The organism is Thermotoga sp. (genome assembly GCF_021162145.1).
Classification (GTDB): Bacteria; Thermotogota; Thermotogae; order Thermotogales; family Thermotogaceae; genus Thermotoga.
The window spans coordinates 1-19,923 of the sequence record NZ_JAGGZH010000007.1; the positions used below are offsets into that span (position 1 = coordinate 1).

22 protein-coding genes and 2 pseudogenes are annotated in these 19,923 nt (G+C 46.6%); 13 read left to right on the forward strand and 11 right to left on the reverse strand.

All coding sequences use genetic code 11. The annotated features are described in order from the left end of the window. The 10 genes and pseudogenes from J7K79_RS00335 to J7K79_RS00380 all read right to left on the reverse strand — a co-directional run. Nucleotides 1-247: DUF190 domain-containing protein (locus J7K79_RS00335; RefSeq protein ID WP_296903907.1), on the reverse strand; the 247-nt coding region annotated here is incomplete at its 3' end. A gap of 27 nt (nt 248-274) precedes the next feature. Then, nucleotides 275-620, reverse strand: a pseudogene (locus J7K79_RS00340) (CrcB family protein). A 37-nt stretch (nt 621-657) separates the two neighbouring features. Then, a pseudogene (locus J7K79_RS00345) lies at nt 658-1,407 on the reverse strand (glucose 1-dehydrogenase). Nucleotides 1,408-1,467: 60 nt separating this feature from the next. Next, entirely contained in the window at nt 1,468-2,442 is a 975-nt protein-coding gene (locus J7K79_RS00350) for a thiamine pyrophosphate-dependent enzyme (protein ID WP_296903909.1), read from the reverse strand. 14 nt (nt 2,443-2,456) lie between these two features. After that, the gene (gene porA, locus J7K79_RS00355) at nt 2,457-3,635 is read right to left on the reverse strand and encodes a pyruvate synthase subunit PorA (protein ID WP_296903911.1); all 1,179 of its coding nucleotides are present in this window, start codon (nt 3,633-3,635) and stop codon (nt 2,457-2,459) included. A 2-nt stretch (nt 3,636-3,637) separates the two neighbouring features. Next, on the reverse strand, nt 3,638-3,937 hold the full coding sequence (porD, locus tag J7K79_RS00360; protein WP_296903913.1) for a pyruvate synthase subunit PorD: 300 nt from the start codon (nt 3,935-3,937) through the stop codon (nt 3,638-3,640). 12 nt (nt 3,938-3,949) lie between these two features. Continuing rightward, nucleotides 3,950-4,528, reverse strand: coding sequence for a pyruvate synthase subunit PorC (gene porC / locus J7K79_RS00365; protein ID WP_296903915.1), 579 nt, complete (start codon nt 4,526-4,528; stop codon nt 3,950-3,952). 89 nt (nt 4,529-4,617) lie between these two features. Beyond that, nucleotides 4,618-4,794: a hypothetical protein gene (locus J7K79_RS00370; RefSeq protein WP_296903917.1), complete on the reverse strand. Its 177-nt coding sequence runs from the start codon at nt 4,792-4,794 to the stop codon at nt 4,618-4,620. Nucleotides 4,795-4,955: 161 nt separating this feature from the next. Then, nucleotides 4,956-5,075, reverse strand: coding sequence for a methyl-accepting chemotaxis protein (locus J7K79_RS00375; protein ID WP_296903919.1), 120 nt, complete (start codon nt 5,073-5,075; stop codon nt 4,956-4,958). Between the two features lie 372 nt (nt 5,076-5,447). After that, nucleotides 5,448-5,741, reverse strand: coding sequence for a hypothetical protein (locus J7K79_RS00380; RefSeq protein WP_296903921.1), 294 nt, complete (start codon nt 5,739-5,741; stop codon nt 5,448-5,450). 155 nt (nt 5,742-5,896) lie between these two features. Between J7K79_RS00380 and J7K79_RS00385 the strand changes: the two genes are divergently transcribed. The 6 genes from J7K79_RS00385 (at nt 5,897) to J7K79_RS00410 (ending at nt 11,514) form a co-directional block, all read left to right on the forward strand. Next, nucleotides 5,897-6,385, forward strand: a complete 489-nt coding sequence (locus J7K79_RS00385) for an NAD(P)H-dependent oxidoreductase subunit E (protein WP_296903923.1) — start codon at nt 5,897-5,899, stop codon at nt 6,383-6,385. A gap of 3 nt (nt 6,386-6,388) precedes the next feature. Next, nucleotides 6,389-6,769, forward strand: coding sequence for a (2Fe-2S) ferredoxin domain-containing protein (locus tag J7K79_RS00390; RefSeq protein ID WP_296903925.1), 381 nt, complete (start codon nt 6,389-6,391; stop codon nt 6,767-6,769). Nucleotides 6,770-6,786: 17 nt separating this feature from the next. Continuing rightward, nucleotides 6,787-8,610 (forward strand): NADH-quinone oxidoreductase subunit NuoF, encoded by a 1,824-nt coding sequence (nuoF, locus tag J7K79_RS00395; protein ID WP_296903927.1) that lies wholly within the window; start codon nt 6,787-6,789, stop codon nt 8,608-8,610. Further along, complete coding sequence (locus tag J7K79_RS00400) at nt 8,607-9,035, forward strand: ferritin family protein (RefSeq protein ID WP_296903929.1); 429 nt, start codon at nt 8,607-8,609, stop codon at nt 9,033-9,035. Before nuoF ends, J7K79_RS00400 begins: the two co-directional genes overlap by 4 nt. Before the next feature lie 73 nt (nt 9,036-9,108). After that, nucleotides 9,109-10,233 carry a glycerol-3-phosphate acyltransferase gene (locus J7K79_RS00405; RefSeq protein WP_296903949.1) on the forward strand — a complete coding sequence of 375 codons (1,125 nt, stop codon included), beginning with the start codon at nt 9,109-9,111 and terminating at the stop codon, nt 10,231-10,233. A gap of 78 nt (nt 10,234-10,311) precedes the next feature. Further along, entirely contained in the window at nt 10,312-11,514 is a 1,203-nt protein-coding gene (locus J7K79_RS00410) for a transposase (protein WP_296903931.1), read from the forward strand. A gap of 107 nt (nt 11,515-11,621) precedes the next feature. Here J7K79_RS00410 and J7K79_RS00415 read toward each other — a convergent pair whose 3' ends face one another. Beyond that, nucleotides 11,622-12,296 (reverse strand): cyclase family protein, encoded by a 675-nt coding sequence (locus J7K79_RS00415; protein ID WP_296903933.1) that lies wholly within the window; start codon nt 12,294-12,296, stop codon nt 11,622-11,624. 33 nt (nt 12,297-12,329) lie between these two features. On the opposite strand from J7K79_RS00415, the gene J7K79_RS00420 reads away from it, so the two are divergent. The 7 genes from J7K79_RS00420 to J7K79_RS00450 all read left to right on the forward strand — a co-directional run bounded on the left by J7K79_RS00420 (nt 12,330) and on the right by J7K79_RS00450 (nt 19,570). Then, the gene (locus tag J7K79_RS00420) at nt 12,330-13,646 is read left to right on the forward strand and encodes a transglutaminase-like domain-containing protein (RefSeq protein WP_296903935.1); all 1,317 of its coding nucleotides are present in this window, start codon (nt 12,330-12,332) and stop codon (nt 13,644-13,646) included. 3 nt (nt 13,647-13,649) lie between these two features. Next, nucleotides 13,650-14,687, forward strand: coding sequence for an L-Ala-D/L-Glu epimerase (locus J7K79_RS00425; protein WP_296903937.1), 1,038 nt, complete (start codon nt 13,650-13,652; stop codon nt 14,685-14,687). After that, entirely contained in the window at nt 14,684-16,636 is a 1,953-nt protein-coding gene (locus J7K79_RS00430; protein ID WP_296903939.1) for an IGHMBP2 family helicase, read from the forward strand. Before J7K79_RS00425 ends, J7K79_RS00430 begins: the two co-directional genes overlap by 4 nt. Before the next feature lie 118 nt (nt 16,637-16,754). After that, a complete protein-coding gene (locus tag J7K79_RS00435; RefSeq protein WP_296903941.1) occupies nt 16,755-17,054 on the forward strand; it encodes a hypothetical protein in 300 nt (99 codons plus the stop codon). A gap of 187 nt (nt 17,055-17,241) precedes the next feature. Further along, nucleotides 17,242-17,550 (forward strand): DUF1232 domain-containing protein, encoded by a 309-nt coding sequence (locus tag J7K79_RS00440; RefSeq protein ID WP_296903943.1) that lies wholly within the window; start codon nt 17,242-17,244, stop codon nt 17,548-17,550. 131 nt (nt 17,551-17,681) lie between these two features. Next, the gene (gene cas6, locus J7K79_RS00445) at nt 17,682-18,434 is read left to right on the forward strand and encodes a CRISPR-associated endoribonuclease Cas6 (RefSeq protein ID WP_296903945.1); all 753 of its coding nucleotides are present in this window, start codon (nt 17,682-17,684) and stop codon (nt 18,432-18,434) included. Continuing rightward, the gene (locus J7K79_RS00450; protein ID WP_296903947.1) at nt 18,431-19,570 is read left to right on the forward strand and encodes a putative CRISPR-associated protein; all 1,140 of its coding nucleotides are present in this window, start codon (nt 18,431-18,433) and stop codon (nt 19,568-19,570) included. The genes cas6 and J7K79_RS00450 overlap by 4 nt, the downstream gene beginning before the upstream one ends. Nucleotides 19,571-19,923 lie beyond the last annotated feature (353 nt).

Here is a 19,923-nt window from a genome sequence, read left to right on the forward strand (position 1 = left end):
AGACGAGACCATCGAAGTTTGTACCATCGAGCTCGCCTAGAAACGTGTTTATCCCTTCCTTGTCATCGACTATCTCCAAGGCGATGGGAAGATCGGGTGAAAGGCTGAAGAAATCGCTTCTGTGCATGCGTCTTTTATGACCAAAACCCATTATTCCTTTGTAAACGGTGACGCCCCTCATTCCCAGTTCGTAAGCGCGTTTCACGAGGAACTCAAAGAGAGGTTTCCCCCCTATTCTTTTCTCCAATATATACTTTATATACCTTGAGGAGTTTCATACCAGCCTCCCCCTCCCCAGAATCATACCGAAATACGCACAGACAAAAGCAAAGAGCAAATTCATCAGTGCATAGCTTATTCCTCTCATGGGACTTTCTTTGATGAGGGAAAGTGTCTCGTACGTGAAGGTAGGAAAAGTGGTGAAGGCACCAAGAACCCCCGTTCTGAAAAAAGAAAACCATCCCCCTGGAAATCGGAACCCTTTCGATCGAAGTGAACGTTAGAAACGAAAGAAGGAAGGATCCAGCAGTGTTCACAACAACTGTCACAAAAGGAACATAGAAAAACGGCAGGAGTGAGTTGATCAACCTGGAGAGAACGTACCGGAAAAACACTCTAATGGCTCCTCCAAGCCCTACAAAGACAAACCCCGTTTTTTCACTCCTCGTATATCATCTTTATCGTCATTCCACCATCGACGATAAAGTTCACTCCCGTTATGAAACCGGCTTTTTCATCGTCCGCCAGAAAGGCGCAAAGATGAGCTATATCCATCGGATTTCCCACTCTTCCCGCAGGGTGTTGCTCGTGATCGATGGGCCTCAGATCCGGCTTTTTCCTCAGAGATTTCTTTTTCCACTCTGATGTTTCTATCTAACCCGGGCTGATGCACACCACCCTTATTCTGTATTTCGAAAGGCTCACAGCCAGAGAATGAGTAAGAGCAACAAGCCTTCCCTTCGATGCGGAGTAGGGCTCTGTGTCTGGCTCTGACTGAAAGGCCCTCGTGCTTGCTATGTTTATGATCACACCCCCACCACGTTTTATCATCTCTTTTGCACAGTATCGAGAGCAAATATAGGGGCCTGTGAGATTAACTCTGATGACCTTTTCCCATTCCTCCAGAGTCCTTTCGAAAATGCTCTTCACAGAAGTTATGGCAGCGTTGTTCACAAGAACATCCACTCCACCGTAGATATCCACAGTTTTTTTCACCATGTTCTTTACAGACTCCTCATTTGAAACGTCTGTGTTCACAAAAGTGACGTCCAGGCCCTTCGACCTCAGGATTTCTTCTCTTTCAACACCGGCTTCTTCGTCTATTTCCGCTATAACCACTTTCATCCCGTTTTTTGCAAAAAGCTGAGTAATAGCGGCTCCTATTCCCTGCCCTCTGCCTGTGACTATGGCAACCTTTCCGGAAAGCCCGGTATCACCTCATAAGAAAGGCGGGGTTGTCCCCGCCTCTTATCTGATGGGTTTGTCCTTTGTGGCTTCCTCCAGTACGAGGAGCCTTTCCCATCTTCTGTCAACGTACTCTTGAAATTCGTCTATAAACTCTCTTGCATCAGGTCTTGAGAGCATTTTCCTGAATCTTCCCTGCGCCTTCAAGAATTCTTCAATGGGTTTGAACTGTCTCGGCTTTCTGGTGACTCTGTAGACTCCCCTTTCCACTTCGTACAATGGCCAGTATTTCGTCTCCACAGCGAGCTTTGAGATCTCAACCGTTTTGTCCTCCGTTACCCTCCAGAATCTAACACACGGTGAGAGGACAGCAATAAACGCTGGGCCATCGAAGCTCAGAGCCTTTTCCACCTTGGCGAAGAAATCCATAGGATCAGACAGAACAGCGGTTGCAGCATAAACATTCTCGTGGGCTGCAACGATTTCAACGATGTTCTTCTTCAGCTGAACTTTTCCGGCGATCTTCTTTCCAACAGGAGCTGTTGTAGTGTCAGAACCTCGTGGTGTGGATCCAGATCTCTGGTTTCCTGTGTTCATGTAACCTTCGTTGTCGTAAAGAACGTAGAGCACCTTGTGACCTCTTTCGACCATTCCAGAGAGTGACTGAAGTCCAATATCGTACGTCCCACCGTCTCCTCCGAACGCTATGAAGGCGTATTTTTTATCCTCAGGAATCTTTCCTTTGTTTTTCAGAGCCCTATAAGCCGTCTCCACACCGCTCATCGTTGCTGCTACGTTCTCAAAGGCGTTGTGAATGTAAGGAACACTCCAGGCAGTGTACGGGTATATGGTGGTGGAAACCTCCAAACAACCTGTTGCAAGTCCAACGACTGGTTCGTATCCAAGATGTTTTGCCACCATCATCACAAACTTCACCGTGATGGGAGCCCCACATCCAGGACAAAGTCTGTGTCCCTGTGTGATACCAATTTCCTTTTTGTCAAACTCCTGGGCCAGCTGTTTTATGTTAACGGGCATTCTTCACACCTCCTTCATTCTCTGAGGCCAAGATATCTCTGCTCGTCCGTGATTAGATTTCCGTTTATTGCATCTTCAAAGGCTTTCCTGATGTGTTCTGGTTTTATGTCCCTTCCACCAAGGCCATACACGTAGGATCCCAGATTGGGTCTTGCTGCAACTTCGTACAGGGAGGACTTCACAGCTTCGTAAAGCGGTGCTTCTGCTCCGAAGGAAACGGCCCTGTCGAGTACAACCACGCTCTTTCTTCCGTTGAGGAGCTCCTGTAGTTGTTCCTTCGGGAACGGCCTGAACATCCAGATTTTCAGTGCACCAACTTTGTATCCTTCTTCCCTCATCTCATTGACCACGTACTTTATCGTGCTGTTCGTGGAACCAAGAGCAACTATCACGTGTTCCGCATCGTCCAACCTGTATGGTTCAACGAACCAGTATTTTCTCCCGAACGTCTCTTCGAATTCTTTAATGATCTCAGGGAACACTTTTTTCACGTTTTCCATCGCTTCAACCTGTTGCCTCTTGTGTTCGAAGTAGTAATCGTAAAGATCAAGGGGACCCCACGTCACAGGATGATCGGTGTCCAGAAGAGGATACATGGGTTTGGGTTCTCCAACGAACTTCTTCACAAGATCGTCAGGATAGAGCTCAACGGGCTCCACTCCGTGAGAAAGAATGAATCCATCCAGGTTCACCATGACGGGAAGTCTCACATTGGAATGCTCTGCAAGTCTCACAGCAAGGATTGTAAGGTCGTAAGCCTCCTGGTTTGTCTCGGCGAAGAGCTGTATCCAACCGGAGTCTCTTTCTGCCATCGCATCGCTGTGATCACAGTGTATGTTTATTGGACCGCTCAGCGCCCTGTTCACAACAGGCATCACGATGGGAAGTCTGTAGGATGCGGCGATGTAAACTATTTCGTGCATCAGCGCAAGGCCGTTTGCACTGGTTGCCGTCATCGCCCTTGCACCCGTGGCAGCAGCTCCCACAACTGCGCTCATGGCACTGTGTTCACTTTCAACGGGTATCATCTCTGTTCTGACAACACCGTCCGCGACGAACCTGGCAAAGTATTCGACAATGGGTGTTTGAGGTGTTATGGGGTATGCCGCAACAACGTCAGGTTCTATCTGCCTCATCGCGTGAGCAACGGCCTCGGCACCAGTGACGGCCACTCTCTCGACAGCCCTTTCCATTTTCATCCCTCCTCACCCAAGAACTCTGTCTCGGGTCTCATTTCTATGGCCTGCTTTGGACAGACACTTGCACAGAGTCCACAACCCTTGCAGTAGTCGTAGTCAAATCCTTTCATGATACCGCCTTCCTGGATAACTGCCTGATCGGGACAGTAAAGCCAGCAGAACATACAATCTATACATTTTTCTTTGTGAAGAACAGGCCTCATCACACGCCATGTTCCTGTCTTGTACTCTCTTGCCGTTCCCGGTTTGTCAATGACTCCTCCGATAGGGATTTCTTTCCAACTTTTCAGAGACATCTTCACACCTCCTCATTCTGAACATTTCACTTCTTCGTATCCCCGTTTCAAAGCCCTTTTGTTTGCCTCGACAATCTCAGGGGCGAACTTCTTTCCGAACATCTTCTCGATTCTCTGTTCTATCGTTTCGAGTGGGACGATACCCGTTACCCTGACCAGGGCTCCAAGCATAGGTGTATTCGGTATACCGCGTTTTATCTCCTGAAGAGCGATATCTGTGGCATCAACCACACAGATCTTTCCGTTGAAACCCGTTTTCCGCCGGACAAATTCGAAATCCTTCACCGTATTCACGAGGAGGATACCATCCTCTGACAGACCTTCCACGATAGTGGGGGAAAGCAGTGTCTCATCGATCACTACAACAACATCTGGATTTTCTACTGCAGATCTCACTCTGATATACTCATCGCCTATTCTGTTGAACGCCCTCATGGGAGCGCCCCTTCTTTCTGCACCGTATTCCGGAAACGCTTGAACAAACTTTCCTGCCTCCAGTGCCGCTTCTGCCAGCATCTGAGAAGCACTCTTTGCACCCTGACCGGCTCGTGCATGCCATCGAATCTCGAAGTATTTCTTCGCAACGGGCATCGATTGCACCTCCTTACAAATGTGATTTAACCCACGTAATTGTATCAAATACATGGTTCATTTCATAAATGATATACTTGAACAGATTATTAAATCTCCAGGTCTTTCAGCTTCTTCTGAGCAGAGACCACAGAGTTTATCACTCTCGTTATCGTTGTGAATCCTTTAGTTGTCTCTTCCAGCACTTCTGTGGCTGTGTTGATCTCTTCACTTTCTTCGGACAACGTTTTACTCGAGTTGTCAAGGGTGTCCTTTACTTCTTGCAAGGAGGACTACGTTTTTCTCCATGGACTGGATCATGTTCTGAAGGGTTCTTCCTACCGTCTCGAAAAGATTTGCCATGAATTCCAGATTTTCAAGGGAACGCTGGGTGGATTCTATTATCTTTATCGTTTTGCCTTCGATCTATTTTGTGGCCTCGTTCATCTCATTGGGAAGGTTCTGAACTTTGCTTGCAACCACCGCACCCCCTTCCGGCCTCTCCCGTACGTGCTGCTTCTATGGTGGCGTTCAAATCGAGGATGTTGGTCTCCCGTGCTATCTTCATGGTTTTCCATTTCCTGAACGGCTTCGATCAGTTTCTCACTGTCCTTCTGGAAATCCTGTGATATTTTTTGAAACACCCTGTTGAGTTCTATGAATCTATCTTTGATGCCTTTCACCTTCTGTTGAACTCTTTGAAACTTTCTGGTCAATGCTTCGTCGAGCTGGCTTGTGAGCGACATGTATGATAGTATTCTCTGCGAAGAAGGCAAACGTCAGTTTGTCTACGATTTCTTTCATGGAATCACCTAGAAATTGTCGACGAGATCAGATCGGAACGATCCTTTTCTGGTCGAAAAACCAAATAGATTCAATGAGGAAGAAATCTAACCCAAAGGGAGGAGATGTATATCTTTGCGCTCTCGCATATGGAAAGCTAAAGCAGTATATCGGATGTGACGTCAGGATCCTGGGGTGTGTAGAATATGTGTTTTATGTTGGAGAGTTCCGTTATTTCGGTGATATTGGACATAACACGTGAGAGGACGTGTGCTCTGTCCGGATTTAGAAGAGCTTCTTCGTTACCGTCCAGTATCAGAAATCGATTCGTCTGGACAATCTCTTTTTCTTTTTCTTCTTCTTTTTCTTCCCATCCCAGAAAGAAGAACTTGTGTTGTCCGTCAGCGTAAAGGAGTTCGTTGTCGAATATCGAACGATCACCCAGCTTCAATCTTCCTTTTTGATTCTATCACTTCACAAATTTTTCTTTTCTTTTCGGTGTACAACGTTCTGGAATGATATAATTGGAGTGATGAATGTGAAAAAAATATCAGATAAAAATTGTGAAAAAATTCTCGATTTAATTTCGGTTAGGAGGTGGCTGGGTTGGTCAAGTCAAAAGAAGAGATTTTCAAAGAACTGGATGAGTACATAGAAAAGAACGACTACGAGGGAAAAAAGGATGTGTTGATACAGGTGCTTCACAAGGCTCAGGAACTGTTCGGATACCTTCCGGCAGATGTCCTCGAGTTCATCTCGGACAAACTCAATGTTCCGTTCTCCAAAATCTACGGTGTGGTCACTTTCTACAACTTTTTCTCCACAAAACCCAAAGGAAAGCATCAGATCAAAGTATGTCTTGGAACAGCTTGCTACGTGAAGGGAGCAGACAGGATCTTCGAAAGATTTCTCGAAGAACTCAAGGTAAATCCAGACGAACCCACAAGCGATGGGCTCTTCTCCGTTCACGGTGTGAGGTGTCTTGGTGCGTGCAGTATGGCCCCAGTCGTCATGGTGGACGATAACGACTTCTATGGCAGGGTGACACCCGACATGGTGCCTCAAATCATAAACAAATACAGGCGGGAGGGATGAGGAATGGGTAAGGTGAAAAGCTTGGAGGAGCTAATGAAAATAAAGGAGCAGGTCCTTAAAGAGCTTCAGTTGAGAGGAGAAACTGGCAAGAGAGGAAAGATAACGGTTGCAATGGGAACGTGTGGGATCGCTGCCGGTGCAAAGGAGACCTTGAAAGCGATCGTCGAGGCGCTCAGCGAATACAACGTGAGCGATGTGTCGGTTGTCCAGTCTGGTTGTATGGGTCTCTGTGAGGTAGAACCGACGGTGGAAGTGAGACTCGAAGGACAGGAGCCCATCGTGTACGGCAGAGTAACACCTGAGAACGCGAGAAGAATAGTGAAGATGCATATACTGGAAGGAAGAGTGGTAGAGGATATGGTCATTAGAAGAGGAGAAGCTTGACACTGGAGGTGAAGGAAGTGTCGCTTACAACGAGCACGATTCTCATCTGTGCGGGAGGAGCCTGTATCTCCGCCGGTGAAAAGAGCGTTAAGGATGCCTTCGAAGAAGAACTGAAAAAATATGGTCTTGATGAAGCCGTCAGAATCATAGAAACAGGTTGTATGGGTGCATGTACGCTGGGACCGATCGCCGTAATCTACCCGGATGGGGTGTTCTATCAAAAACTCACTCCCGAGGCAGCAAAGGAAATAGTTGAAGAACACATTCTGAAGGGAAGGATCGTCGAAAAATATCTCTACCGGGCTCCCGAGGGAAAACCCGTTCCCAAGGTTCACGAGGAGGTCCCCTTCTTCAAAAAACAGGTGAAGATCGTCACGAGAAACCTCGGTATCATTGATCCTACGAAGATAGAAGAGTACATCGCAAGAGATGGATATTTTGCACTCGCAAAGGCCCTTCAGATGAAGCCAGAAGACGTGATAAAAGAGATCAAAGACAGTGGACTCAGGGGAAGGGGAGGAGCAGGTTTTCCAACGGGGCTCAAGTGGGAATTTGCAGCAAAACAGAAAGCTGAGAAGAAATTCGTTGTGTGTAACGCAGACGAAGGAGATCCTGGAGCGTTCATGGACAGATCTGTCCTCGAAGGAGACCCGCATGCAGTCATTGAGGGAATGGCAATCGCCGCTTACGCAGTAGGCGCCCAGAAAGGTTTCGTTTATGTCAGGGCTGAATATCCCCTTGCCATAGAAAGACTCAGCATCGCGCTGGAGCAGGCAAGAGAGTATGGTTTTCTCGGAGAAAACATCATGGGAACGAACTTCTCTTTCGACATCGAGATCAGAATCGGCGCGGGAGCGTTTGTTTGCGGTGAGGAGACAGCACTCATGGCTTCCATAGAGGGGGAGAGGGGCCAACCCAGAGTGAAACCTCCATACCCCGTTGAAAAAGGCCTATGGGGATATCCAACTGTGATTAACAACGTGGAAACGCTCGCGAACGTACCCTGGATCATCAGAAATGGTGCGAAGGAGTTCAGGAAGTACGGAACGGAGAGCTCCCCGGGTACGAAGGTCTTCGCGCTCGCCGGTAAGGTGAAGAACACGGGGCTTGTGGAAGTTCCAATGGGAATCACTCTCAGAGAGCTCATCTACGAAATCGGTGGCGGAATAGTGGGTGACAAAAAACTGAAGGCCATTCAGACGGGAGGCCCCAGTGGAGGTTGTATTCCCGCTGAGTACATAGACACCCCGGTTGATTTTGAATCCCTGCAAAAACTCGGTGCGATCATGGGCTCAGGTGGAATGATTGTGATGGACGAGGACGATTGTATGGTCGACGTTGCAAGGTTCTTCCTCGAGTTCACTGTGGAAGAATCCTGTGGGAAGTGTACACCCTGTAGAGAAGGAACGAAAAAAATGCTTGAGATCCTGGAGAAAATCACCTCCGGTGAGGGAACAGAGGAGGACATAGAAGAGCTTGAGAAACTAGCAAATGTAATAAAGGACACATCTCTCTGTGGACTTGGTCAGACGGCACCGAATCCTGTTCTTTCGACCCTTAGATACTTCAGGGACGAGTATCTGGCGCATGTCAGAGAGAAGAAATGCCCTGCTAAGAAATGTAAAGCCCTCATCAGTTACGTGATAGATCCAGAAAAGTGTGTCGGTTGTACTGCCTGTGCGAGAGTCTGCCCTGTTCAATGTATAAGTGGTCAGGTGAGACAGCCACACACGATAAGTCAGGCAGAGTGTGTCAGGTGCGGCAGTTGTATTGAAGTCTGCAGGTTCGGTGCCATCAGTAAGGTCACACCGGCTCTGCCTGTGGAGGAGGCGGTAGAATGATAGGGCCGAAGGATCTTTTAAACATCGCTTTGAAGATTGAATCAACCGGTTATTCTTACTACAAGAACCTTGCTGAAAAAACTGAAGGGGAAACAAAAGCTCTTTTTGAAAGACTCGCAGAACAGGAGAGAGACCACTCCAGAAGGTTCAAAGAAATCCTGGATAAATATGAGCAGGAGCTCAACTCATCCGACGAATTACTTGGATACCTGGAATCTCTCGCGGAGATCTCCATCTTTCCAAAACTAGAAGACACACCACCTGACGATCTGAGAGAAGCAATAAGGAGAGCAATAGAAGTTGAGAAAGACTCCATTGTATTCTATAGCGAGATACTGAGCTATGTGCCAGAAAAAGAGCCGGTTCAGTTGATCATCGAAGAAGAGAGGAAACATCTGAGGGATCTTTTGAGACTTAAAGTGTGAAGACACCCCGCCAATCGGCGGGGTTTTCTCGAGGTGATCGAACATAATCCTTTCTCTTCTGATCGGATACCTGCTGGGGAGTATCCTGCCCGCTTATTTTCTCGTGAAAGTCATCGCAGGAGTGGATGTAAGGAGCGTGGGAACGAAACACGCGGGGACCACAAACGTTTATAGAACGGTGGGGTTGTGGCCGGCCATGGTCACAGCTTTCTACGATACAACGAAAGGAATTCTCGCTGTACAGATCTCAAAAGCGATGGGGCAGTCAGATTCTGTTGCACTCTTGTCAGGGTATTTTGCGGTGATTGGTCATGTCTTCCCCTTCTGTTTGCAGTTCAGAGGAGGAAAAGGAGCGGCAACGAGTGTGGGGCTTCTTCTTTTCTTCCTCTGGAACACATGGTTGAAGTTTCCAATCCAGTGGTTCCTCTCGGATCTGTTTGTCCTTTTGTCTCTTGTGCTTGTTCTCCTCTGGAGTAGCAGGAAGGGGGATGTTGTGGGAACATTCGTTCTTCCCGCCCTTGGATTGATCCTTTCGTTCAGAGGAATCAATCATCTCTGGTTTCTCTGGATTATTGTGGGTACACTCTGGATGATCAATCTGAGGAACGTTCTGGAAGAGAGAGCGATGAAGCTGGGTGAAGCAGGCTGGAGAGTACTGATCAGGCCTGCCGCTTTTCTTCTCCTTCTTCTTAGCTTGAAAATGGAAAAAGAAGAATTCCTGTTGCTCGTGATGGTTGTTTTCTCCATCTTCCTTCTGGCCGATATCTCGAGGTTGATCAGTCGGCGGGTTCACAGATTCTTCCACGAGGAACTTGAGGTGAAGATCTACAGGAGTGGAGAAAGAAAAAAGATCTCCTCCATGACGTTATTTTTGCTTGGAGTACTTCTAAGCTTTCTGCTCTTCGAAAAGGAAGTTTCTTTCACAGCAGGGTGTTTTCTCATCTTTGGGGATATGACCGCGAAGATCGTAGGAATTTCCTTTGGAAAAAAAAGGTTATTCCACAAGAGCCTTGAAGGAACGATAACGGCCCTTGTTGTCAACCTCTTTGTTGCTTACATGATCTTTCACGCGGGGTTGATGGATTTCTTTCCCGCCTTTCTGGGAAGCGTGGTTGCCACAACCTGTGAGGTTCTTCCTCTGTCGATAGATGACAGAAAAACCAGCCCCGCAAGGTCTTTTCCTTCAGGGGAAGAGTAAGGGGCCTGTTAATTATCAGATGTGTGGTACGATTGTACAGGGTGATGTCTGTGAAGCCATCAGGAGGTACATAAAAGAGTGCCAGAACATGTGATCAGAACCTACAAGGTACCTGTTCCAAGAGGGCTTTACCCTCTGTGCTCTGAACTGAACAAGACAGCAGCCAGAATCTACAACAAAACCATGTCCCTGGTCAGGAAGATAAAACGAAAAAAGAATTTCTGGCTTTCACCCAACACAGCACAAAAGTACATCCTGCGATGGGCCAGCAGCATCAACATTCACACCCATTCAAAACAGGCCATGGTTCAGCAGTACTTTCAGGCACTCTACAGCTACTTCAAAGCAAGCAAGGAAAATCCAGATCTAAAGCCACCGTACAAAAAGAAAAACTTCATGCCCTTCATCTGGAAAGAGACTGCCATAAAACTTTTGCCCGACGGAACTTTGAGACTTTCGCTGGGCAGCGCTCAAAAGCCGATCTTGATACCAACGAGACTGCCTGCTAACACAAAAATCAGACAGGTAAAACTCGTCTATGAAGACGGGAAATACTATCTTCACCTTGGAATAGAGGTGAAGAACAAACGTAAGAGTAATCAAGCTGGCATTATGTCAGTGGACCTTGGGATACTCCGTCCCATAACCTGCTTTGATGGCTCTGAAGTAATCTCATACCACGGTGGAGTTCTAAACAGCACAATCAGATACCGCAACAAGAAACTGGCAGAGTTTCAGAGAGCGCTAAGCAGGTGCAAAAAAGACTCCAGAAGATACAGAAAACTGCTGAAAGCCAAAAGAAGGATGCTTCAACGAGCAGGGAACAAGATAAGAGACATACTGCACAAGATAACAAGCAACTTCATCGGGTTGTGCCTGCAAAAAGAAATCGGAACCATCGTGATTGGAGACGTCACAAACATCAGAGAAAATGCAAAAGGAAACGACAACTTCAACCAGAAACTTCATCAATGGCTTTACAGGAAAACGATCGAGATGATAACCTACAAGGCAGAGCTGTTCGGGATTGAGGTAAAGATGGTTTCTGAAGCATACACTAGCAAGGAATGTCCTGTATGTGGTAGCAGGAACCATCCGAATGGTCGAAATTACAGATGTGGAGAATGCGGATTCAGCTATCACAGGGACGGAGTGGGAGCGATAAACATTTGGCGAAGGTATCTTGGGAGAAAGTCCCAAGTAGTAGCGGTGTTGGCACCCGCCAGAGGTGTGAGGTTCAACCCGCACCTCTGTGGCCATGGAGCAGTAAGCGCTCCATAGAAGGCAGCCTGAAGAGCTGCCAAGAATCCCATCCCCTTTAGGGGATCGGGAGTGTCAAAACGTATCCGTTCCTGTTTTCTCTTCTCTTGTAATGAATCTGTTTTAACTCACTTCACCTCCGCCAGCACGCTGACAGGGCCTCCGTCCAACCCTTTGAATCTCACTGGAAGTGCGATCACACGCTTTATTTTCTTTCCAACGATGGGTTCTAGATTCACATCTTCGAAAATGATAATCGGTCTTTTCCTGCTGAACTCCTTCGAAAGAAGCCACTTATGAGCAAGATACCCTTCTTTTGCTCCCGCAACAAGGGGATCAGCACTGAGAAAATCGAGCATGATCGCTTTGAGACTTGGAACTTCTTCTCTCAAGAATTTTGCGAGTTCTGGAGAGATCCCAGGGAACGAGAACCGATAGGTGGCAGGATCTTCTTTTCTGAGCCTGGAAAAGCCCGATCTGAACATGAGAAGATCTGCTCCGTTCAGGTCCACCCCTTTTAGATCTTCTATTGTGAAGAGTTCCGTGGGGGCTTTTTCTTTGCTCACAAGCACGGGGTGATCGAACACGAAGTACTCGAGCGGAACTTCATCCAAAGTCCAGCCATCTTTGCAGAAGTGAAACGGAGCATCCACATGGGTTCCTGTGTGAGAGAAGTGGTGGATCATCGTTGTGTTAACAATGTCTCCCTGCTCGATCCTATCCGTCGGCTCAAAATAAGTTGGGGGGTTGTCTGGATACTTTATCATTTTCTCTTCTATGGGGTAAGATAGTTCTATGAACACACCTTTCACTTCCCTTTCAAGGAGGTTCAGACTATGGAGTTTCTCATCTACAGTTTACCAGAGGATGTCATCAGAGAGGAAACGCTGGGAAACTTTTCCACTGCTTTGAAGCTGATCGATGAGTTTTTGAAGAAAGACCTTCCATCACTTCAACGCAAAAGACTCATCTATGAGAAAGAAAGAATTGAAAGGCTACTCGAAAATTATCCTTTCGATGAAAGAGAAGCACTTGAAAAACTCAAAGAGATGTTTAAAGACTTTTCCGAAGAAGAGTTTCGCCGTCTTCTGAAAGAAGGCGTTCTTGACTACATAGTTGTAGATGGAAAGAGACGATTCGAAAGGCGCTTCTTTCACAATCTTATCTTTGTAAAACCAGAGTACAAAGAAAAACTTAAGAAAAAGGATGAAAAAGGCGAAAAAGCCCGAGAGATCCTTCATGATCGTCTGGAGCGTCTCATAAGAGGTGAAAAACCTAAGGAATACCTTGTGAAGGCAAGGATCACCCTGAGATTGAAGAAAGCTTCTTCCAGGAACCGTGTCTGGCTTCCGTTCCCCAAAGAGGGTTTCCAAACCAAAAACGTAAAACTTCTGCGGGCAAGTCACAAGGAGTTCTATCTGGCGCCGAACAATGTTCCACAGAGAACGATATACTTCGAAGGAAACGACACCGTTTACTTCGTGGAGTTCGAGTACACCGTGAGGGAGTGGACAAGCCGTATCAACCCCGAAACGGTCGAAGAACCCAAGCGTTTCAAAGAATTCCTGAAGGAAGAGCCTCCTCACATCGTCTTCACACCGAAACTCAGGTGGTTCACCGAAACAGTGGTGGGAAGCGAGAAAAATCCGTATCTCAAAGCGAAAAAGATCTATGACTGGATTACACTCAACGTAAGATACTCTTATGTGAAACCGTACGCTCTCTATGAGAACATCACAGACTTTGTGGTGGACAATCTGAAAGGCGATTGTGGTTTCCAGGCTCTTTTGTTCATAACGATGTGCAGAATAGCAGGAATTCCGGCAAGGTGGCAGTCTGGATGGTACATAAACCCAGTCTTTGCCTCCCCGCACGACTGGGCACTTTTCTACGTGGAACCTTACGGCTGGCTTCCAGCGGATCTTTCCTTTGGAGGTGCAAGAAGGGAAAAGGAACCCTTCAGGAGGTTTTACTTTGGAAACTTGGATGGTTTCAGAATGGTAGCGAACGACAATTTCATGAAAGATTTTGATCCAAAACCGCGTTACATCAGACAGGATCCCACCGACAATCAGGTGGGGGAGGCGGAAGACGAGGACGGAAGGCTTCCTTTCGAAAGTTCTCTGGAAGTTTTGAGTTTCGAGGAGGTGTGAGCGATGTCGAGGGTAGTAGATGTGAAATTCACCATCAGAAGATACGAGTACGAAAAGCCCTTCCATATAACGGGCAGCATTTCTTCCGAGAGTAAAAACGTAGAGGTTGAGATCACACTCGAGAGCGGTATCAAAGGCTACGGAGAAGCATCTCCTTCATTCAGGGTGAACGGGGAGAGAGTGGAGGCTCTTCTGGCAGTTGAAAATGTAGTGAAAGACATGATCACCGGCTTGGACGTTCGAAACTACGCAAGGATCTTTGAGATCACGGACAAGTTCTTTGCCTTTCCGAGTTTGAAGGCGGCCATTCAGTTCGCAGTGCTCGACGCTCTGGCGCAGGAACTCAGCACCCAGGTGTGTTATCTTCTTGGAGGTGCAAAGAGCGAAATAGAAACGGACAAGACAGTGGGAATAGACTCCGTAGAAAAGCGAGTGGAGGAGGCAAAGAAGATCTTCGAGGAGGGCTTCAGGGTGATAAAGGTCAAGGTGGGAGAGAACCTGAGAGAAGACATCGAGGCAATGGTGGAGATAGCAAAGGTCACAAAAGGTGCGAAGTACATCGTTGATGCGAACATGGGTTACTCTCCGAAGGAAGCTCTGGAATTTGCGAGGAAAATCTACCAGGCGGGAGTGGATGTGTCTGTCTATGAGCAACCTGTGAGGAGAGAGGATATAGACGGCCTGAAGTTTGTGAGGTTTCACTCTCCGTTTCCTGTGGCGGCGGACGAATCTGCGAGGACGAAGTTCGACGTGATGAGACTTGTGAAGGAAGAAGCAGTGGATTATGTGAACATCAAGCTCATGAAGTCCGGTATCTCTGACGCTCTTTCCATTGTGAAGATCGCAGAGGCAGCGGGGCTGAAACTCATGATAGGATGTATGGGAGAGTCCAGCCTTGGAATAAACCAGAGCGTACACTTTGCCCTTGGAACAGGTGCGTTCGATTTCCACGACCTCGACAGTCATCTGATGTTGAAGGAGAAAGAATTCAGAGGGAGATTCATCCAGGACGGTCCGAGGATGAGGGTGAGAGGAGAATGACAGTTCAGCAGTTCGTAAAGAAGCTCATAAGACTTGTAGAACTCGAGAGAAACGCCGAAATCTCCGCCATGCTCGACGAGATAAAACGTCTCTCTGGAGAGGAGAGAGAAAAGAAAGGACGCGCCATTCTTGGCCTCACAGGAAAGTTCGTGGGAGAAGAGCTTGGGTATTTCCTTGTGAGATTCGGAAGAAGAAAGGAGATAGACACAGAAATCGGGGTGGGGGACCTCGTTCTCATAAGCAAAGGCAATCCTCTGAAAAGTGATTACACGGGAACTGTGGTGGAAAAAGGAACACGCTTCATTACCGTGGCGGTCGACAGACTTCCACCCTGGAAACTCAAAAACGTCAGAATAGATCTGTTTGCAAGTGACATCACCTTCAGAAGACAAATAGAGAATCTGAAGAGCCTTTCACCAGAGGGGAAAAAAGCGCTCGAGCTTCTCCTGAGGAAGAGGAAACCTGGAGAATCTCTGGAAGAGCCCTTCACACCATTTGATGAGGGTCTCAATGACAGTCAAAGAGAGGCAGTATCACTTGCCCTCGGCAGTTCCGATTTCTTCCTCATACACGGGCCATTTGGAACAGGAAAGACAAGAACTCTCGTGGAGTACATTAGGCAGGAAGTAGCACGTGGAAAAAAACTTCTTGTCACAGCGGAGAGCAACCTTGCGGTGGACAACCTGGTAGAAAGACTCTGGGGAAAAGTGTCGCTCGTGAGAATAGGTCATCCGTCGAGGGTGTCCGCACACCTGAAGGAATCCACCCTTGCACATCAGATCGAAACTCACGATGAGTACGCAAAGGTGAAAGAAATGAAAGAGGAACTCTCCAGGCTGATTGAAAAAAGAGACAGATTTACCAAACCATCGCCTCAGTGGAGGAGAGGACTGAGTGACGAAAAGATCCTGGAGTACGCCGAGAAGAACTGGAGCGTCAGGGGTGTTCCAAAAGAAAAGATGAAAGAAATGGCAGAGTGGATAAAGCTGAACGACAGGATACAGAAAACAAGAGAGCTCATCGAAGAAAAAGAGGAGATAATTGCGAACAGTATAGTGAGGAAAGCTCAGGTAGTGCTCTCCACCAACTCGTCTGCCGCTCTGGACATAGTGGCGGGCATCCTCTTCGATGTGGTAGTGGTCGATGAAGCGTCTCAAGCAACGATTCCGAGCATCTTGATTCCCATTTCCAAAGGGAAAAAGTTCGTTCTCGCTGGGGATCACAGACAGCTTCCTCCAACAGTACTATCGGAGGAGGCAAGGGACCTTTCTAGAACTCTTTTTGAAGAGCTCATAAAGAAGTATCCTGAGAAATCTCTTCTCCTCGACACTCAGTACCGCATGAACGAACTCCTGATGGAGTTCCCCAGCACCGAATTCTACGATAGAAAACTCAAGGCAGACGACAGTGTGAAAAACATCACCCTTCTTGACCTCAGTGTGGAACCACCGAGCTTTGGTAAGCTCTGGGACATGATACTCTCGCCTAAAAACGTACTCGTGTTTGTAGACACCAGAAGCAGACCGGACAGGTTCGAAAGACAAAGGAAAGACTCTCCATCGAGAGAAAACCCACTGGAAGCCAGGATAGTGAAAGAGATCGTGGAAAAGCTTCTTTCTATGGGAGTGAAGGAAGAGTGGATAGGAGTGATTACCCCCTACGATGACCAGGTGGACCTGATAAAGGACCTCGTCAAAGAGAAGGTGAAAGTCCACAGTGTGGATGGATTTCAGGGAAGAGAAAAAGAGGTGATCATCATATCTTTTGTAAGATCAAACGGGAGAGGAGAGATGGGTTTTCTTGAGGACTTGAGGAGGCTCAACGTTTCTCTCACGAGGGCAAAGAGAAAACTGGTGGCAATAGGAGATTCCAGTACACTCTCTGTTCATCCAACGTATAGAAGGTTTATAGAGTTTGTGAAGCAGAAGGGAACTTATGTGAGCATTTAAAATTTGAAACAGGAGAAGCCTGCTGACAGTACCAGAGCGTGTACCGGACTTCGTGCCCGGCTTTTTGTTTTTCGTTCCCATACCTCTCAGCAATGCTGTATAGATAGAAAGTGTAAGTGTGAATTCAGAGAGAGCGAAAGCAAGCCAGAAAAGTTCGGAAGTGGCATCCTCGATCGGTGAAAAATCGATGGCTGTGAAAATGATCTTATATCTAGAAGATCTTCCAGATGAAGACTTCGAGTCATGGTTCTTGATTGCAAACAAGGTGGAAGAGATAAAGGCGGCGTCGAAGAATGCGAACTGGTCGATTTTAAAGGGGAACGGAAAGTGTACTGGGAAATTCGGAGAACACAATGAAAACGGATACCTTCTTAAAGACTATCACAGTAGTAATAGCAATTCTTGTGGCCATTGGTGAATTGATCGAAGAACTCGAGGATACCGAGGAAGAATACGAGTGAGAAACAAAAAGCAAAAATTGGAAGAGACCTGATAAGTATCATCCGAGCAGTGGACCTTTCGCCCGCTGTCTTTTTCTCTTCTGAAGTGCTTCAAAAATCCCATTTGCAAACTCACAGGCACGAAGGAGGTGAAAGCCTTGAAAGGTGAGAACTACTTATGAAGAATTTCTCGAAGACGAAAATGAAGAACTTCTCAAAAAAGCAAAAAAGTGCGTAGAAAGTGAAGAAGAAATCCTCGAGAGGGCTTCTGAAAAGATTGGAAGTGTTTTCGAGAAATTCAAGGTGCTTTTTTCGATGTTGAAAGAATGCTCTATTTTGTCCCCCATATCCGACTTCATTCCTGTCATCGGATACATCGACGATGCAGCGGTTATAAGATTCGTCTGGGATCTCGTCCAGAAAGATCTGAAAAAGTACATGGCCTGGAAGAAAAGAAGAGATAAAAAGAGTTAACTCAGCACATCCTGAAGGATTCGAGGGAAATTGAGAGTCACGATCCGAACGGCAGGCTCTTTGCCTGTCGTTTTCTTTGAAAGATGACGAGAATCAAGAGTGATAAAATTATCACAAAAAGGGGGAGTGACATGAGGATAAGAATTCATTTTCAAACGTCGGAGACTAGCATTCCGCTGAATTACAACTACTTTCTTTCGTCTTTCATCTACAAAAGACTGGCTTCTCAAAGTGAGAACTTCGCAAAGTTCCTCCATGAAACAGGATACGGAAAAAGGTTCAAATTCTTCACCTTTTCCCAGCTTTTCTTCGAGAACTCAAGGGTGGAAGGCGATAAATTGATAGTGTCTCCAGGAAGAGGATGGTGGCACATATCTTCTCCTGTCGTCGACTTTGTGAGGTACATGTTTGCATCTCTTTCAGAAAATCCTGTGATAAGAGTTGGAAACGCCGAGTTCGTAGTCCAGTCGATCGCCGTTGAAGATCCCCTTCCTGTTCTTTCAGAGTACAATTTCATCATGATCTCTCCTCTGGTTGTGAGCGTTCCTGAAGAAAGAAACGGCAGGCTGGTTCACAGATACCTCCTCCCAACTGAGGAAGAATTCTACGAAGCTTTCAAAAAGAACCTGTTCAAAAAGTATCGCATCTTCTACGGAAAGGATTCTGAAGGTGACGTGGAGATCATACCAGACTGGAACTACATAAAGTCCAGAGAGCGTATAACAAAACGCATCAGATTGAAGGACGTCTTCGTCAGAGCTGTTGTCTTTCCGTTCAAAATCTGCGGTGACAGAAAACTGATAGAGATCGGGTACGAGGCGGGATTTGGAGAGAAGAACAGCATGGGGTTCGGTATGGTGGTGCTGAGAGGAGGAGAAGTATGAAGGATCACGCGATATGTACAGTTGGTGCAAGTCTTTATCAAAACATCAACAGAGAAAATCTTGGGAAAGAAGCCAGGGTGTTTTATGAAGAAAACAGACTCTCAGAGATTGTCAAAATCCTGAGAAAACTGGATGATCCCTTGAACAACAGAAGCTTTGGAGCAGAAATCAACTCGATGGCAAGCATTGTCAAGCAGGGAATTGTGGAGCACAGAGCAGCGCTTTACCTTCTTGTTTCAGATACTCCGGAGGGAGAAAAGATAGGTAGGATCCTGAAGGATTATTTCGAAGAGAACGATCACGGGTTGGATTTCAAAAGTGTTCACGTGGTGAAGGTAGAAGGACTGAATGACAAAGATGAGTTTACTTTCAGAAACAAGGGATTGAGGAATCTCGTCAGGGAAATGGCAAAGTACGCAAGGTCGAGCAGGGAAAGGGTCGTTATCAACGCAACGGGAGGATATAAGGCACAGATAGCCTACGCAGTAGCTCTGGGTCAGGCCCTTGGCATTCCCGTCTGTTACAGGTTTGAAAGGTTCAACCACATGGTAGTACTTCCACCACTTCCAGTAGGCCTGGATCAGGAAGTTTACAACAGAAACAAGTTGGTCTTTGCTCTTCTTGATGCGGCCAGTGAGCTGGAGCTTTCAAAGTTTTTGAAGGTCGGTGAGTGGAAAAGCTGGTCGAGAGTTCCTGAAAAAATGAAGCTGTTTCTCGACAGAGTGCATATAGATGGAAAAGACTACGTGGCTCTGAATCCAATGGGGTTAATTTACGCCGAAAGTGTGGATTGGGACTATTCGGTCATTGACCATCCCGTCTTTTACTCTAGCAGATCTCCTGAAGAAAAGCTCGTCGGCTTTGAAATCCATGGACAAAAAGTGGTTCAGCGAACCTACAAAGCGATCGAAAGTCTCAGCAAGCTTCCATGGATAAACTCCCTGCATCTCACAGGTAGTTCTGAAAAGAGCTCTGGAAACTCTTTCAGGGTTTTCGTGCAGGACGGCTGTTTGAAGATAGAAATTCTAACAGAAAAAGGCGCGCTTTACATGAAAGCTTACTGTGAGTACAAATCGGATCGCTTTCTGGAGGCTGTGAGACTCAAAGCGGAAGAGGTTCTTTCTGGAAAAATGTGAGACTCTTCTAATTTTTTGAAAAAGAAGACATCCTCTCACCATATTATTGCTCGTGTTCTTCTTAAAGCAGATAAAGGCTTATAGAAATGGGTGCGGAACCCATATTATTTGATTCATAGTTCCTCTTAGGACGATAAAAACGGATAATCACTTCAAAAGATCCCTCTCCTACATTGAGTTCATATTCCTCTTAGGACGATAAAAACTCGCTCCAGTCAACGATGTGCGTGCTTAGACACAGAAGTTCATATTCCTCTTAGGACGATAAAAACCATCACTTCGGAGATTTTTAACGGATTAAGGGGAGCGTCCATCTAAATGCAAGGATTAGCCGTATTAAATTCAGCTTTCAT

Bases quoted from the DNA above. Each gene is read 5' to 3' on its own strand.
- J7K79_RS00350 (WP_296903909.1), bottom strand. From the start codon at position 2,442: ATGCCCGTTAACATAAAACAGCTGGCCCAGGAGTTTGACAAAAAGGAA.
- porA (WP_296903911.1), bottom strand. From the start codon at position 3,635: ATGGAAAGGGCTGTCGAGAGAGTGGCCGTCACTGGTGCCGAGGCCGTT.
- porD (WP_296903913.1), bottom strand. From the start codon at position 3,937: ATGTCTCTGAAAAGTTGGAAAGAAATCCCTATCGGAGGAGTCATTGAC.
- porC (WP_296903915.1), bottom strand. From the start codon at position 4,528: ATGCCCGTTGCGAAGAAATACTTCGAGATTCGATGGCATGCACGAGCC.
- J7K79_RS00375 (WP_296903919.1), bottom strand. From the start codon at position 5,075: ATGAAGATAGCACGGGAGACCAACATCCTCGATTTGAACGCCACCATA.
- J7K79_RS00390 (WP_296903925.1), top strand. From the start codon at position 6,389: ATGGGTAAGGTGAAAAGCTTGGAGGAGCTAATGAAAATAAAGGAGCAG.
- J7K79_RS00400 (WP_296903929.1), top strand. From the start codon at position 8,607: ATGATAGGGCCGAAGGATCTTTTAAACATCGCTTTGAAGATTGAATCA.
- J7K79_RS00420 (WP_296903935.1), top strand. From the start codon at position 12,330: ATGGAGTTTCTCATCTACAGTTTACCAGAGGATGTCATCAGAGAGGAA.
- J7K79_RS00425 (WP_296903937.1), top strand. From the start codon at position 13,650: ATGTCGAGGGTAGTAGATGTGAAATTCACCATCAGAAGATACGAGTAC.
- J7K79_RS00430 (WP_296903939.1), top strand. From the start codon at position 14,684: ATGACAGTTCAGCAGTTCGTAAAGAAGCTCATAAGACTTGTAGAACTC.
- cas6 (WP_296903945.1), top strand. From the start codon at position 17,682: ATGAGGATAAGAATTCATTTTCAAACGTCGGAGACTAGCATTCCGCTG.
- J7K79_RS00450 (WP_296903947.1), top strand. From the start codon at position 18,431: ATGAAGGATCACGCGATATGTACAGTTGGTGCAAGTCTTTATCAAAAC.